The organism is Arachnia propionica, from assembly GCF_900637725.1.
Taxonomy (GTDB): Bacteria; Actinomycetota; Actinomycetes; order Propionibacteriales; family Propionibacteriaceae; genus Arachnia; species Arachnia propionica.
Genome location: NZ_LR134406.1, coordinates 2,729,995 through 2,744,417, shown reverse-complemented (window position 1 = coordinate 2,744,417; position 14,423 = coordinate 2,729,995). Strand labels below are relative to the sequence as shown.

The 14,423-nt window shown below is 65.2% G+C and carries 14 protein-coding genes; 8 read left to right on the top strand and 6 right to left on the bottom strand.

The genetic code is table 11. The annotated features are described in order from the left end of the window. Nucleotides 1–47: 47 nt before the first annotated feature. From EL272_RS12305 to EL272_RS12295, 3 genes are read left to right on the top strand one after another with little or no spacing between them, the layout of a single operon-like run. The gene (locus tag EL272_RS12305) at nucleotides 48–287 is read left to right on the top strand and encodes a hypothetical protein (RefSeq protein WP_123824120.1); all 240 of its coding nucleotides are present in this window, start codon (nucleotides 48–50) and stop codon (nucleotides 285–287) included. Nucleotides 288–320: 33 nt separating this feature from the next. After that, complete coding sequence (locus EL272_RS12300; RefSeq protein WP_061788036.1) at nucleotides 321–875, top strand: hypothetical protein; 555 nt, start codon at nucleotides 321–323, stop codon at nucleotides 873–875. A 17-nt stretch (nucleotides 876–892) separates the two neighbouring features. Then, entirely contained in the window at nucleotides 893–1,357 is a 465-nt protein-coding gene (locus EL272_RS12295; protein ID WP_061788035.1) for a hypothetical protein, read from the top strand. Between the two features lie 254 nt (nucleotides 1,358–1,611). Here the strand turns inward: EL272_RS12295 and EL272_RS12285 are convergent, their stop codons facing one another. The 4 genes from EL272_RS12285 to EL272_RS12270 form a co-directional block, all read right to left on the bottom strand. Next, nucleotides 1,612–4,101, bottom strand: a complete 2,490-nt coding sequence (locus EL272_RS12285; RefSeq protein ID WP_061788034.1) for a calcium-binding protein — start codon at nucleotides 4,099–4,101, stop codon at nucleotides 1,612–1,614. Nucleotides 4,102–4,285: 184 nt separating this feature from the next. Further along, complete coding sequence (locus EL272_RS12280; protein WP_061788033.1) at nucleotides 4,286–4,498, bottom strand: hypothetical protein; 213 nt, start codon at nucleotides 4,496–4,498, stop codon at nucleotides 4,286–4,288. A gap of 490 nt (nucleotides 4,499–4,988) precedes the next feature. Then, entirely contained in the window at nucleotides 4,989–5,267 is a 279-nt protein-coding gene (locus EL272_RS12275) for a helix-turn-helix domain-containing protein (protein WP_014847518.1), read from the bottom strand. Between the two features lie 259 nt (nucleotides 5,268–5,526). Then, a complete protein-coding gene (locus EL272_RS12270; RefSeq protein WP_126409448.1) occupies nucleotides 5,527–6,237 on the bottom strand; it encodes a glycoside hydrolase family 16 protein in 711 nt (236 codons plus the stop codon). Nucleotides 6,238–6,450: 213 nt separating this feature from the next. On the opposite strand from EL272_RS12270, the gene EL272_RS12265 reads away from it, so the two are divergent. The 5 genes from EL272_RS12265 to EL272_RS12245 all read left to right on the top strand — a co-directional run bounded on the left by EL272_RS12265 (nucleotide 6,451) and on the right by EL272_RS12245 (nucleotide 11,467). Next, nucleotides 6,451–7,116: a DUF1707 SHOCT-like domain-containing protein gene (locus tag EL272_RS12265; protein WP_061788031.1), complete on the top strand. Its 666-nt coding sequence runs from the start codon at nucleotides 6,451–6,453 to the stop codon at nucleotides 7,114–7,116. Between the two features lie 294 nt (nucleotides 7,117–7,410). Further along, on the top strand, nucleotides 7,411–9,267 hold the full coding sequence (gene dnaK / locus EL272_RS12260; protein WP_061788030.1) for a molecular chaperone DnaK: 1,857 nt from the start codon (nucleotides 7,411–7,413) through the stop codon (nucleotides 9,265–9,267). Further along, the gene (locus EL272_RS12255; RefSeq protein ID WP_061788029.1) at nucleotides 9,264–9,836 is read left to right on the top strand and encodes a nucleotide exchange factor GrpE; all 573 of its coding nucleotides are present in this window, start codon (nucleotides 9,264–9,266) and stop codon (nucleotides 9,834–9,836) included. The genes dnaK and EL272_RS12255 overlap by 4 nt, the downstream gene beginning before the upstream one ends. Before the next feature lie 55 nt (nucleotides 9,837–9,891). Further along, nucleotides 9,892–11,046 (top strand): molecular chaperone DnaJ, encoded by a 1,155-nt coding sequence (gene dnaJ / locus EL272_RS12250; protein ID WP_014847513.1) that lies wholly within the window; start codon nucleotides 9,892–9,894, stop codon nucleotides 11,044–11,046. 1 nt (nucleotide 11,047) lies between these two features. After that, entirely contained in the window at nucleotides 11,048–11,467 is a 420-nt protein-coding gene (locus EL272_RS12245) for a heat shock protein transcriptional repressor HspR (RefSeq protein ID WP_061788028.1), read from the top strand. Between the two features lie 212 nt (nucleotides 11,468–11,679). On the opposite strand, the gene EL272_RS12240 is transcribed toward EL272_RS12245, so the two are convergent. Then, entirely contained in the window at nucleotides 11,680–13,296 is a 1,617-nt protein-coding gene (locus tag EL272_RS12240; protein WP_061788027.1) for a glycoside hydrolase family 13 protein, read from the bottom strand. After that, nucleotides 13,293–14,276, bottom strand: coding sequence for a LacI family DNA-binding transcriptional regulator (locus EL272_RS12235; protein WP_014847510.1), 984 nt, complete (start codon nucleotides 14,274–14,276; stop codon nucleotides 13,293–13,295). The genes EL272_RS12240 and EL272_RS12235 overlap by 4 nt, the downstream gene beginning before the upstream one ends. Between the last annotated feature and the right edge of the window lie 147 nt (nucleotides 14,277–14,423).

The window sequence follows — 14,423 nt, the reverse complement described above, 5'->3', positions numbered from 1 at the left end:
TGTAGGGTGACGCTGGTGGTGTGGAGGTAGCGGCGGACGGTCTCGGCATGCACGCCGAACTGGTGGCCGATGGTGGCGCAGGACTGCTCAGCGAGGTAGCGCTGCTCGGCCTGGCGCTTTTGCTCATCACTCAGGCCGCGCGGCCGACGGGGAATGCCGCGATCGGCGCGGAGGTCGCTGATTTGCTGCTAGCTGATGCCATAGCGCTGGCAGATCTCGCGCACCGGCACACCCTGCTGGTAGAGGGCGACCACGTCGTCCTTCTGCGCTGGCGTGAGCGGGTGTGATGCTGGCGGAGGCGCCGAGGCGGGGGAGTGGCTATGGTGGTGGCGGTGGCTGTAGTGGCTCCGTCGTCGGGCGGCAACATCCTGGCGAACTCCGGCAGCGTCTGCCAGTTCTCGGTGCCAGGGTGGTCATCGATCACGGGTCGTGGAGGCCACGGGGTCGCTTCCGGCCGCATGTTGGTGCATCTGGAGTGCCTGATTGTTCCGGTAGTCCTCGCGAACGACCAGAACGGTGCACGGACCGTCGGGGACATCAGCGCCACCGACCGGGAAGTCATCGCGCGCCAAGCGGCAGTGGCGGGCGATCAGGAGGGTGCTCAGGTTGCGCGTGAAACTGCCCAGCGAGACGGCAGGACCAGTAATGGGCAGGAGCCTTTGGGATCCATCCTCAGGAAGGCGAGCAAAATAACCCTGACATACGGACGCCCATCCCTGCCGAACCCGGTCTGCGCCTGGGCGGACAAGATTTATGGCTTGGTAGACTCGATCGGAGCCACGACCGAGCAGGATACCGCAGCCTTCCTCACGCAGAACGGCATCCCGGCAGACGTGGCCATCGAAATCACGTGGTGGTTCGTGACGTTCGCCTGAACGAGAGGAGCCAGAACATGAGTTCAAAGGATCAGCCCGTCACCTTCTGGGGTGCGATCATCATGTTCTGGCTCCTCGTTGCTATCAGCGCCGTTGCCGCTGTTCCGATGGCGGTGGGTGTGGCGGGCGTCGCCCTCATCCCGGGGGTCGGTGAGCTGCGGAGCTACGATCCGTGGCTCTGGCTCAACCTCCTGTGGATGTTTCCTGCTTTCTGGATCATCACCACGGTCATCAATGCGTTCCTGACGGCTCTTCTCGTCATCGGGATTTTTCGGAGAATCGACGACGTCTTCGAGGACCTCCTCATATGGTTCTCGGTTGCGTGGCTGTTCACAACGTTCTTCCAGAGTCTCCTCGCGGCGCTGATGGCCAGCCTGATCGCTCTCATCCTCATGAAATTCCTGTTCGACTGGTTGGAGAAACACCCTCCGAGAAAGAACGAAAAAGCGGCACGAGAAGTCGCCGAGGAAAGCGGTTCGTGAAGTCCGAAACCTAGACGGGAATCTGCCAACAAAGCGTGGCCGCTCCGCCCGCGCGCGTGGACGGTGAACAGGCAAGTTGCGGGTCATGTCTTGGGGAGGTTTCGGCCACGGTACCTGTGTTGCCCATAGGCGGTTCTCTGAACGATCCCCGTAGAGGGATTGACGCGATCCGGGGGATGGCCGCCGGTATCGAATCTCCGGGAGGAATGATCCATGCGACATGGTTGGCCATGGAGTCGAACAGGGGATGGGGATCAGGCGAAGTCGTTGACGGTGAGTTGGACTCCCGGCGGCAACGTCGCGAATGCGACCGGGGTGAATAGCGCGCCCGAACCGTCGGCGTCGAAGAACAACGTCTCCCCCTGCTGATACACCCGCGTGGTGGCAGTGACCGTGCCGGTGGTGAACCAGTTTCCGCTCAGTCCGCCGAAGGTGGCCACGGGCAGGTTGATCCTGTCCTGTCCCGTGGTGAAATCCGTGATCTCGTCGAGGTCACCGTTCAGTTGGCCGTCCAGGACGAACCTGTCATTTCCCGCGCCACCGGTGAGGGTGTCCTTTCCCTGACCGCCTGCCAGGGTGTCATCGCCGGCGGCGCCGTCAATGACGTTGTCCGCGGAGTTGCCGCGCATCGTGTTCGACAAGTCGTTGCCCGTGGCCCGCAGCGGACCGCTGCCCAGCATCCGGAGATTCTCCACCCCCGACGGAAGGGTCGAGTCGACGGCGGCATTGAGGGTGTCGATGCCCCCGGCGTCGGTCACGGTGTCGTCGGGGGAGTCGACGACGAGGTTGGTGTCCTTGGCATCGCCCTGCTGCGTGGTGATCCGGGAGTGATGGGTGCCGATCGTCCGGTCGGTGTAGGTGATGCGTGCCGTGCCCACGCCGTCGAGGGTGCCCTCGTGCTGAACCAAGGGCTTGTCAACCGGGTACCCGGTACCCGCCAGCTGGTTCCCGGACAGGTTCAGGCCCGTGTTGTTGCCGATGAGACGCTCGTTGCCCTCCGAAGCCCCGGCGACATCATTGCCTTTGACCTTCAAGCCCTTGGAGACGTCAGCGGCCAGGTAGAACGGGGTTCCGGTGGGAAGCATCACATTGCCGGTGATCGTGGTTCCCGTGAGCTCCCTTCGTCCCCCGGCATAGTCCACCTCAATGGAGGTGTCCGGGTATCCCGGGTGATTTCCCATGTACGAGTACGGTTTCCCGCTCACTTCGCCGGAGAACGAGGATTTCTTGTCCCAGACCGACTCCACCGCGACGACGGATCTGTCGGCCTTGCCCGACAGGACGTTTCCGGTGAAGGTGTTGTTGTCCGAGTGGGGGCCGACGTACAGCATCCAATGGGGTTGTTTCGGAGTGTCATCAATCTCCCCGGGCTTGTCTTCCTTGAAAACCTGTACCGTCTTGTCCTCGAAGACCTCAACGGTGTTGTCGCGGAAGGTGTTGTCGTGGCTGCCCTGGTAGACCTGGAGCAGCCCTTGTCCCATGGAGATACCGGTGACGATCGTGTTGCGCTGGATCGTGTTGTCGTGCGACCCGTAGGCCAGGTGGATGGATGAGGAAATGCTGTAGCTGAAGTGGTTGTCCTCCACCGTGTTCCCGTGGGAGCTGTCCTGCATGGACAGGTTGCGGGTGTTCATGGTGGAGAAGTTGTTGCTCACGATGCTGCAACCGACCCCGGAGAACTCGATGCCGTAGTACCCGCCCGTGACGCGGTTCCCGGAGACGGTGACCCTGGTTGCCCTGTGGGTGAGTTTCGGCACTTCTCCGGTTGTCACGAATCGGTCGTAGACCGGCGTGGAGTCCTTCGAGAGGCCGGAGTAGACACCGATCGCAACCACCCCTTCGGTGCGTTGGTGTTCGGGCCGTACCGTGACCTGGTTGTTCTCGATGCGGATGTTGTCAACATCGCCTTCACGCCCCACCACCGCGATGCCGCGATACCTGGAATTGGCGATGGTCAAACCACTGATGGTCACATCGCTGATGTTCTCCTCACTTCTTGCGAAGGCCAGCACCCCGCGAGTGTAGGGGTCGGAACCCGTCATGTCGATCGTGATATTGGTCAGGGTTGTTCCGCTGGAGCCCGGGGCGATTCGGAAAACGTTCTTCGGATCATTGCTGGTCCCGTTCTTGATCGCGGTTGTGATGGTGGCGCCCGCGCCGTCGAAGTACTTCACCCCCTTCGGAAGCTGAAGCTCCGCGGAGACGGTGTAGCTCTGCGAAGGACTCAGCCGGACCCCGACGCCACGTTGTTTGGCGAGCTCCAGGGCGGCCTTGAGGGTGGACGTCGCATCGGCGGGAATGTCCTGCGCCAACAGGGGAACGAACCCTTCTTTCTTGCCGTCCTTGACCTCTTCGAACGTGGTGGCGTACATCGTGCCATTGATGGTGACCTCACCGTCCCCGGCACCCTTCGCGTAGGTGAGTGAGGTGATGCCATCGGTCAGGACGAAACCCTCCGAGTCCTTCGGGAGCTGTTTGCGCGCCTCTGCCAGGGAATGGAACTCCGGCAGGCCGGAACCCGGCTGGGTTGCTGTTGCTGCGGGTGCGGAGGGGATGTTCCCGGCCGAGGCCGAGTGGGGAGACGTCGGAACAGGTCCGGGGCAAAGAGGATCCTCCGCCTGCCGTGTTGTCGCGGGGGAGTCGGAGGGGCTCAGTGCTTCCCGTACCGAGGGGGAGGCGCAGCCCGTGAGTGCGACGAGGGAGCAGACCAGCGTGGTCAGCAGCGGTCGCGATGGTGAGTTCATGTGATGGCTCCAGCTTCATGTGATGCTCCACCGCGGAAGCGTTGACTGGGGTGCTGAGCGCAAGAGTAATCACAAGGCGGGGTACTAGGGAAGGGAAGCTGAGGAGCCGGCTCGAAATCGGGGCGGGGTAGGGGATCAGCCGGATCCGGGGGCATGCCCGCCGGTTCTTCTCTGGTGGATACAGTCACGTTGTATCACTGTGCCGCCGCAAGGTCCTGGGCAGCGCTCGGCTCTCGACCACGTTCAGGATGACCAGGGTGACGGCCAGCAACACGACCGAGATGAGTTCCCAGACCCGGGTGGCCAGCAGGAACAGGGCCGGGGCGACGGTTCTTCCGATCCCGGCCGCGACGGCGACGATTTCCGCGATGAGCGCCAGATGCCCGTATGACAGCACGGGACGAGTCAGGTCTATGCGGGTTTCGGTCTTTTCCCGAGCGGACTGGACGGTGTCTGGTTCGAAGGAGAAGTGTCCCGCGTCAAGCTCTCTGGCGGGCTGGTTGTGGAGGCATGACTTGGTGTCTGGGGGCAGGGGGACGTGTCACGGGGCGACCACCGGTGTTCAGTGCGGAGACCAAGATCTGGATCGTGTTGAGTGTGCTGTCGGGTGAGATCACCGTCGCCGGGCGGCCGGTAAGGAGAAGGTCTTCGAGCGGTTGATTGGCCGGTGGAAGGCTGACTTCCTCTTGTGGGCAGCGACAAGAGACGAATTAATCGAATTTGTGAAGCATAATTCTGTGTCGCGCCGGCGCCGGAGCGCGGCCGGGAGTGCGAGAAGCAGGCTGTGGCGGGGGGCCTTTGGGTGGTTTCCGAGGCGATTCGTCTCGCTGAACCCGTCGCTGAGTTCCCGGCCTCGGCGTAGTACAGGTATTACCTCATGTGTTCGATTATTTCGGGTTTTCGTCGTGTCCGTGAGGTGCGTGGGGGTTTGGGCGTCGCGTCGGGGGCGATTGCTCTGTGAGCAGGTCGAGCGGGGTCACTCCGATCCTCTCGGCGTAGCGTTCCACAGTGGCCAGGGTGAGGTTGCGTTCCCCGCGTTCCACCGCTCCGACGTAGGTGCGGTGTATCCCGATGAACTCGGCGAAGGCCTCCTGTGACAGGCCCTTCGCCTTTCGGTGGGCGCGGAGATTCCTGCCGACTGCTCGCTGCAGGTCCCCGATAGCCACGCATCTCAGTTTCCGGCTCTGCTACTTGTAAATCTACATACTTATAAGTATCATTATGCTGGCCGAAGGCAAGGATTTGGGTGTGTGTTGTGCTGAGTGATGCCTGCGAGGGCGCAAGAATTCGGTCAAGGAGCTGCTCTGCAATGCCTTTGCGGGGCAGCTCTTGTCCGCTCCGGGAGGCGTGGAATGTGTGCATGGAACGCCGGGAAGCCGGATTGGATGGCGTCTCCCGTTCCCTCAGGGGCATGTGTCCAGCGGTTCACGCACGAGCCCCCGGGGTCCGCAGGGGGCGGAACAGGATGGTCTGCTCCCATTCCAGGTCGTCGTGCCAGTCCTCCCGGATGGCGGGGTTGACCCCGGCCTGGACCACCAGGTGGAGGGGCAGGTCGTGCGGGGTGTGTGGGGTGTTGAGCTCGCGGCGGAGCCGGCCGTCGACGAGCCAGCGGATGAGCCCCGGGGCGACGTCCACCCGGTAGCGGTGCCACAGGGTGAGGTCGAGGTCGATCTCCTCGGGCGCGTGAGCGGGCTCGCCGGTTCCGGGATCGGGCCAGTGAAGGTTGGTGAGGGTCCGGCCGGTGCCGACGCGGCCCTCGAGGAGGTTGATCTCCCCGCGGGGCCAGTCCCGGTCGTCCTGCGGCCACAGCATGGCCACCAGCTCCACCCGGTCCGACGGCGGGGCCTGAAGCTCGATTTCCCACGTTCCGAGGCCGGGGGCGTTGTGGATCCCGGCCCACGCCGGGCACAGCAGGGAGTTGTGCAGCGCCTGATCGTGACCGGCTCCGGCCTCGCGGTAGAGCTGGTAGGCGGCGCGGTCCAGGCGCAGCGTCAGGGCGACGGTGTGGCCGTCGGGCAGCACCTTGGTCATGTCGGGGCTGTATCGGCCCAGGGTGCCGTGCCCGGGGCGCTGCACACCCCAGCCTCCGTAGCTGCGGTATGCGAGCAGGCCGGCATCCGATGGTTCCTTGCGCATGTCGATCACCTCCCGGTTTCTGGAACACCGAATCCTCCGGAACCCATTCTGCTCGAACGGCGCCGTCGTTTCGCGCAGGCGGGCTGACCTTGAAAGATCGCGGGAACCCGGCTGGGATTTCCGTTTTCCGCGGCACCTTTTGGTTGAAAACTTTTCCGATGAACATTGATATTGATGAGGCGCCGCGGCCGCTATGGCCGTAGACTGCCTTCCATGTCGGAAAAGCTGCCCAAGGGGTCGTCGCAGCGGGGTCAGATACGTGCCGGTGACCTTGACCGTGACGAGGTGCTCAAAATGCTCCAGGACGCCTACGCGGCGGACCAACTCAGCCGCGAGGAGTTCGAGGACAGGCAGCAGTTCTGTCTCAAGGCCCGCTATGTCGGCGACCTGTCCGATCTCATCTCGGACCTGCCCGGTGGGGCCAGGTGGCGCAAGGAAGAACCCTCCGATGAGCCTTCCGAGAGGATCATCGTCACGGACAACATCTACCCCTACAGCGAGGTCGTCGTCCTGAGGCGCGGGACGGTTCGGATGAGCCCCAGCATGTCGACGATACGAAGTGTCACGGTGCTGGGCGGCAGCTCGATCCACATCGAGGACATCATGGCGCCGGGGGTGGTGATCGAACTGAACCTGAAATCGGTGCTGGGCGGATTCACCGTCTATCTGCCGTGGCGGGTCCAGGTGATCAACCGGAGCATCAACATCATGTCAACGGTCGACATCGAACCGGATGCAGACGGTGATGGTGCGAACGGAGCCGTCATCATCAATGGCTGGCACGTCCTGGGGGGCCTCAATATCCGGTTGGAGAAATACCTGAAAGAGGAAAGGGAGAAAAGGAAAAGGAACAGATACCAGAGGAGGTCGTGGCGCTGAAAAGCGCTCCGGTGGGTGATGGACGACCCCTCCGGGACCGAATGGGACTCCCGGAGGTCCCAGCCCCGAGGGGCACCCGTTCCTCGGGTCCGGGATGGGCGGATGCCGACCGCGCGGGCGCGTTCCACGGGCCGGCGGTAGGGGGAAACCCCGGCTGAACCCGGGTTGAGTCCCTGAGGCTCAACTTTGGTTTGCGACCTGAACCATGCGTGTGGCATAGTTGAGCCTGCCCCACTCAAGGGGTTTGGGATTGGCAACAAGCGCTAGCCGCACAATGAATCAGGAGATACCCACATGGCACGTGCAGTAGGCATCGACCTCGGCACCACCAACTCGGTCGTCGCTGTCCTCGAGGGTGGCGAGCCCACCGTCATCCCCAACGCCGAGGGCGCCCGCACCACCCCGTCCGTGGTCGCTTTCACCCCCTCCGGGGAAGTTCTCGTCGGCGAGGTCGCGAAACGCCAGGCCGTCACCAACCCCGATCGCACCATCCGTTCCGTCAAGCGTCACATGGGCACCGACTGGAAGGTGGACATCGACGGCAAGGACTACCGTCCGCAGCAGATCTCGGCCTTCGTGCTGCAGAAGCTGAAGCGGGACGCCGAGGCCTACCTCGGTGAGGCCGTCACCAACGCGGTCATCACTGTTCCCGCCTACTTCTCCGACGCCGAACGCCAGGCCACCAAGGAGGCCGGCGAGATCGCGGGCCTGACCGTGGACCGCATCATCAACGAGCCCACCGCGGCCGCCCTGGCCTATGGCCTCGACAAGGGCGACAAGGAGCAGACCGTCCTGGTCTTCGACCTGGGTGGTGGCACCTTCGACGTCTCCCTCCTCGACATCGCCGACGGCGTCTTCGAGGTCAAGGCCACCAACGGTGACAACCGGCTCGGTGGCGACGACTGGGACGCCAAGATCGTCGAGTGGCTGGTGACGCAGTTCAAGAACAAGCACGGCGTCGACCTCTCGCAGGACAAGATGGCCCGCCAGCGCCTCCAGGAGGCCGCCGAGCGCGCCAAGATCGAGCTGTCCTCGGCCTCCGAGACCTCCATCAACTTGCCCTACATCACCGCCTCGGCCGCCGGTCCGCTGCACCTCGACGAGAAGCTGACCCGCGCCGAGTTCCAGCGGATGACCCAGGACCTCCTGGACCGTTGCCGCACGCCGTTCAACACCGTCATCAAGGACGCCAACACCAGCGTCGACAAGATCGACCAGGTGCTGCTTGTCGGTGGTTCCACCCGCATGCCCGCCGTCGCCGACCTCGTTCGCGAACTGACCGGCGGCAAGGAACCCAACAAGGGCGTCAACCCCGACGAGGTCGTGGCGCTGGGTGCCTCCCTGCAGGCCGGTGTGCTGAAGGGCGAGGTCAAGGACGTGCTGCTGCTCGACGTCACCCCGCTGAGCCTCGGCATCGAGACCAAGGGCGGTGTGATGACCAAGATCATCGAACGCAACACCACCATCCCGACGAAACGTTCTGAGGTGTTCACCACCGCCGAGGACAACCAGCCCTCCGTGATGATCCAGGTGTACCAGGGGGAGCGCGAGTTCGCCCGTGACAACAAGTCGCTCGGCGACTTCGAACTGACCGGGCTGCTGCCCGCGCCGCGTTCGGTCCCGCAGATCGAGGTCACCTTCGACATCGACGCCAACGGCATCGTCCACGTCCACGCCAAGGACCTGGCCACCAGCAAGGAACAGTCGATGACCGTCACCGGCGGCTCCGCGCTGGCCAAGGAGGACATCGACCGCATGGTGCGCGAGGCCGAGAGTCACGCCGAGGAGGACCGCAAGCGCCGCGAGAGCGTCGACATGCGCAACGAAGGCGACGCCCTGGTGTTCCGCACCGAGAAGCTGCTCAAGGAGAACGCCGACAGCATCGGCGAGGAGATCAAGGCCCCGGTCGTCGAGGCCGTCGACAAGCTGAAGGAGGCCCTGAAGGGCGAGGACAACGACGCGGTCAAGGCCGCCATCGACGACCTCAACACCAAGGCCGCCGCGATGGGCCAGGCCATGTACGCCGCGGCCCAGGCCAAGAACGAGAACTCGCAGCAGGCCTCCGAGAGCGAATCCTCGGACCAGTCCGGTGACGGCGCCCAGGACGACGTCGTCGACGCGGAGATCGTGGACGACGAGGAATCCAAGTGAGCGAGCAGCCCACCCCAGAGGAGGTAGTTGCGCAGGCCGAGGCGGTTGTTGAGCCAGCCGCCTCGGCTCCCACCGAGGAGGAGGCAGCGTCCGAGGCCCGGCGCGGCGTGGAGAATGACGAGGCGGCCGAGGAAACACCCGACTGGGAAACCGTCGCGATGGAACGGACCGCGGATCTGCAGCGGCTCCAGGCCGAGTACGTCAACTACAAGAAACGCGTGGACCGTGACCGGGCGCTGGCCAGGCAGCTGGGGATCGAGGCCGTGGTGACCGATCTGATGCCGGTGCTCGACTCGATCCAGCTGGCCAAGTCCCACGGGGACCTGGACGGTGGATTCAAGATGGTGGCCGACGAGTTCGAGAAGGTGGCTGCCAAGCACGGTCTGGTCGTCTTCGGGGCCGTCGGTGATCCTTTCGACCCGACCCATCACGAAGCCCTCATGGAGGTGCCCCTCGAGGAGAAGGTCACCGTGACCACGATCTCGCAGGTCATTCAGCCGGGCTACCAGTTGAGGGACCGCGTGATCCGGCCGGCGCGTGTCGCCGTCGCCAATCCGAGGCAGGACTGAGCCGCGGACGGGGCCGGTGCGGTGGCGTCGGCCCCCCGCAGATGAGAGGCGATGAGTGAGCACCAAGGACTGGATAGAAAAGGACTACTACAAGGTCCTCGGCGTGGACAAGAAGGCCAGCGCCGAGGAGATCAAGAAGGCGTTCCGGAAGATCGCCCGGGACAACCACCCCGACGCCAACCCCGGTGACAAGGCCGCCGAGGCCCGTTTCAAGGAGGCCTCCGAGGCCAACACGATCCTCTCGAACCCGGAGAAACGCAAGGAGTACGACGAGGCGCGCAGCCTGTTCGGCGGCGCGGGGGTGCGTTTCGGGCGCAGCGGCTCGGGCGAGGGCAACACCGGTTTCGAGGATCTGTTCCGCAACGCAGGAGGGGCACAGGGCGGCTTCGGCGACCTGTTCGGCAACCTCTTCGGCGGCGGGTCGAGCGGGTCGCGGCGCAGCTCCTCGCGGGGACCGCGTCGCGGCGCCGACATCGAGGGCGAGGTGAAACTGGCTTTCGAGCAGGCGGTTGAGGGCACCACCGTCGCGATGCGGACCATGTCCGACGAGGCGTGCACCGCGTGTCGCGGGACGGGCGCGAAACCCGGGACGCTGCCGAAGGTGTGCCCCGGATGCGACGGCTCCGGGATGCGCAGTTCCACCTCGGGCGGGGTGTTCTCGATGAGCGAACCCTGCACCGACTGCCGTGGCCGCGGACTGCTGGTCGACGACCCCTGCCCGGCGTGCGACGGCTCCGGTCGCGGGAAGTCCACCAACACCGTCAACGTCCGGATCCCCGCCGGGGTCACCGACGGGCAGAAGATCCGCATCAAGGGCAAGGGCGTGGCCGGGCAGAACGGCGGCGCGGCGGGTGACCTCTACGTCACCGTGCACGTCGCCCCCCACAAGCTGTTCGGGCAGCAGGGCAACAACCTGACCATCGAGGTTCCCGTCACCTTCGCGGAAGCGTCGCTGGGAGCCGACATTCAGATCCCGACGCTGCAGGGTCCCAAGGTGAAGCTGCGTGTGCCACCGAACACCCCGAACGGCCGCACCCTCAGGGTGCGCGGCAAGGGGGTGCGCAGGAAGGACGGCACCATGGGCGACTTGCTCGTCACCGTCCAGGTGAAGGTTCCGGAGCATCTCAGCGAAGCCGCCAGGAATGCGCTGCAGGAGTACGCCGAGAAGGCGGGCCAGGAAAACCCGCGGGCCGCGCTGTTCGGAGGCTGACATGGGCGAGAACCTGCCTCAGGCCTTCGACCCGGAAGCCCCTGTCTTCCCGGTCTCGGTGGCCGCGCAGCTGGCGGACATGCACCCGCAGACCCTGCGTGGCTACGACCGGCTCGGGCTGGTGGTTCCGAAACGGTCGCGGGGAAGGGGGCGGCGTTACTCGCTGAAGGATGTCGCGAAACTTCGCCACATCCAGCACCTGAGCCAGAACGAGGGAATCAACCTGGAGGGGATCCGGCGCATCCTGGCGTTGGAGGAACAGATCGAGTCGCTGACGGCGCAGACGGAACGCCTGTCGGAGCTCCTGCGACGGCTCGGTGAGACCCAGGAGGCGGCCCGCATCTTCACGGCAGACCCGTCGGGTGCGATCCATCACGGGCGTTTCCGGGCGCGCACCCGCTTGGCCCTGCCCTACCACTGAACAACAGCCGATGAAAGGCCTGGCCCAGGTGTTGGCCAGGCCTTTCGCATTCTTGGTCACGGGTCCCCGGGGTGCGTGTGGGGTGGTTTCGACTCGACCTGCTCGCTGGCGCCAGCGGGTCGGCTCAACCAACTTCCGTCCCTACAAGCTGGTTGAGCCGGGCTGCGACGAAGGAACGGCCCGTGTCGAAACCACCCTGCGAGGTGGGTGTTTCAGCGGAGACGGAGCCACACCGCCGCGTCGGTGGGAAGTTCCCCCGACAGTTCGGTGCTGGCCAGCAGCACCTCCCCATCCGGCAGCGGAACCGGGGCGCCCGCCACGTTGACCAGCACCCGCACCTCGCCGTTGTCGAAGGCGACGACGTGCTCGTCCGCCTCCACCCAGGTGAGTTCGCCCTCACCCAACCCGAGTTCGCGGCGCAGCCGCAGGGCGTCGTGGTACATGCTCCAGGTCGAACCCGGAACCCCGATCTGCCGGTCGGCAGCCAGGGAGGCGTACGAGTCCGGCTGCGGCAGCCAGGTCCGGCCGGTCGGGGAGAAACCCGCTCCGGGGGCGTCGCCGATCCACGGCATCGGGATGCGGCAGCCGTCGCGTCCCACCTGGTCGCGTTCGGAACGGAACCAGATCGGGTCCTGGCGCAGGTCGTCCGGAACGGTGGTGTGCTCCGGCAGCCCCAGTTCCTCGCCCTGGTACAGGTACGCCGACCCGGGCAGCGCCAGCATCATCAGCGTCGCCGCGCGGGCGCGCCTGATGCCCAGCGCGGCATCGGGTTGCGGGTCGGTGGCGGCGATGCCCTCGGTGTCGGAGGTGTCCTCGCGTGCCAGGCGGGTGGCATGCCTGACCACATCGTGGTTGCTGAGCACCCAGGTGGTGGGCGCCCCGACGGCGGCGTTCGCGGCCATCGTCTTCGTGATCACCCGGCGGTAGCTGGCGGCGTCCCACGCGGAGGACAGGAAGTCGAAGTTGAACGCCTGATGCATCTCGTCCGCACGGACGTAGCGGGCCAGGCGCTCCGGGTCGGGAATCCACGCCTCGGCCACCAGCACCCGGTCGCCGTCGTACTCTTCGAGGACCTTCCGCCAGCGGCGGTAGACGTCGTGCACGCCGTCCTGGTCCCACATCGGGCCCAGGTTGAAGTTGCCCTGTTTGGTGTGTTCCTCCGCGTCGGGCAGGCCTTCGGCTTTCACCAGGGAGTGCGCCACATCCACGCGGAAACCGTCGACCCCGAGGTCGAGCCAGTGCCGCAGGATGTCGTCGAAACCCTCCTTGACCAGGTCGGAGTCCCAGTCGAGGTCGGGCTGGTGGACGTCGAACAGGTGGAGGTACCACTGTTCCGGGGTGCCGTCGGGGCGCTTCAGCCGCGACCATCCCTCACCGCCGAACAACGACCGCCAGTTGTTTGGAGGCAGCTCACCGCTGGGGCCCCTGCCGTCGCGGATCAGGTAGCGTTGCCGCTCCGGGGCGCCGGGTTCGGCCGCGATCGCGGCCTGGAACCATTCGTGGGCGTCCGAGGTGTGGTTCGGTACCAGGTCGATGACCACCCGCAGGCCCAGCGCGTGGGCCTCCTCGATCAGTCGGTGGGCGTCGGTAGTGGCACCGAACAGCGGATCGACCTGACGGTAGTCGGCGACGTCGTAGCCAGCGTCGGCCATGGGGGAGCGGTAGAACGGGCTCAGCCACACCGCGTCCACGCCCAGTTCCTTGAGGTAGGGCAGTTTCGAGATCACGCCCGGCAGGTCCCCGTAGCCGTCACCGTCGCTGTCGGCGAAGGAGCGGGGATATATCTGGTAGATGGCGGCGGATCGCCACCATTCGTGGTTGTCTGTCATGTTCTGGGTCCTGTCGATTGACGGATGATCAGGTCGGGCCGGAAAACCAGTTCCGTACCGTCGGGGGTGTTGCCGTCCATTGCCCGCACCAGCCCCGAGACGGCCGCCTCGCACATGGCCTGGACGGGCTGGCGTACGGTGGTCAGCGGGGGATCGGTGAACGCCATCAACGGGGAGTCATCGAAACCTATCACGGAGAGGTCCTCCGGGACCCGGAATCCCCGGGAGCGGGCCTCACGGATCACTCCGAGCGCCATCAGGTCGGAGCCGCAGATGATGGCGGTGTGCCCGGTCGCCAGCAGTCTCGCCGCCGCGACCTGGCCGCCCTCCGGGGTGAAGATGGTGCGTTCGATGCTGTCCTTCCCGAAACCCAGCTCCAAGAAGGCCGACGACTTGCGCTGGGTGGGCAGGAAACGGGCCGGGCCGACGGCGAGCCCGATGCGTTCGTGCCCCAGCGACCTCAGATGGGCGACAGAGGCGGCGACGGCTTCGGCATCGGAACAGTTCACGAAGGCCGAGGCGAGTTTCGTGGTGTGGCCGTTGATGAAGACCGTCGGAACCCCGGCCTCCACCAGCCGCAGGTAGGGGGTGAGGTCAGCCTCGGTGTCGGCGGCGGCACCCGATATGGACACCACGCCGTCGACCCCCAGGTCCAGGAGGGTGGCGATGCACGAGGACTCGTTCGCGCCCAGCGGGCCGGCTGCGGCGATCACGGCGCGGTGGACGGGCTGGAACATGGCGTCCAGGCGCTCCGCGAAGGCGGGGAAGGAGGGGTTCGACAGCTCCGGGACCATCACCCCCACCACCCCGGTGCGTTGCTGCAATTTTTCACGATCGTAGCCGAGATCGGCCATGGCCTGGAGCACCGCCTGGCGTGTGTTCTCCCGGATTCCGGGTTTGCCGTTGAGCACCCGGGATACTGTGGAGACGGATACGCCGGCGCTGGCGGCCAGGTCCGACATCCGTGGTCGCGTGCCCATCCTTACCTCCGTGGTCAGTCTGTCTGCGAGACGTTATCAAATTGTGGCCAAAATTTTTTGAAAAATTGCTGCAATCGTGCAGAAGTTTTGTTAGCGTCTGCGTAGCAGAACCATGGGTCGGCGTCGAGGCTGGCCCGCAGAACAGGA

What these genes read in the sequence shown, in the direction of transcription:
- EL272_RS12305 (WP_123824120.1), top strand. Translation starts at nt 48, where the DNA reads ATGCACGCCGAACTGGTGGCCGATGGTGGCGCAGGACTGCTCAGCGAG.
- EL272_RS12300 (WP_061788036.1), top strand. Translation starts at nt 321, where the DNA reads ATGGTGGTGGCGGTGGCTGTAGTGGCTCCGTCGTCGGGCGGCAACATC.
- EL272_RS12295 (WP_061788035.1), top strand. Translation starts at nt 893, where the DNA reads ATGAGTTCAAAGGATCAGCCCGTCACCTTCTGGGGTGCGATCATCATG.
- EL272_RS12285 (WP_061788034.1), bottom strand. Translation starts at nt 4,101, where the DNA reads ATGAACTCACCATCGCGACCGCTGCTGACCACGCTGGTCTGCTCCCTC.
- EL272_RS12270 (WP_126409448.1), bottom strand. Translation starts at nt 6,237, where the DNA reads ATGCGCAAGGAACCATCGGATGCCGGCCTGCTCGCATACCGCAGCTAC.
- EL272_RS12265 (WP_061788031.1), top strand. Translation starts at nt 6,451, where the DNA reads ATGTCGGAAAAGCTGCCCAAGGGGTCGTCGCAGCGGGGTCAGATACGT.
- dnaK (WP_061788030.1), top strand. Translation starts at nt 7,411, where the DNA reads ATGGCACGTGCAGTAGGCATCGACCTCGGCACCACCAACTCGGTCGTC.
- EL272_RS12245 (WP_061788028.1), top strand. Translation starts at nt 11,048, where the DNA reads ATGGGCGAGAACCTGCCTCAGGCCTTCGACCCGGAAGCCCCTGTCTTC.
- EL272_RS12240 (WP_061788027.1), bottom strand. Translation starts at nt 13,296, where the DNA reads ATGACAGACAACCACGAATGGTGGCGATCCGCCGCCATCTACCAGATA.
- EL272_RS12235 (WP_014847510.1), bottom strand. Translation starts at nt 14,276, where the DNA reads ATGGGCACGCGACCACGGATGTCGGACCTGGCCGCCAGCGCCGGCGTA.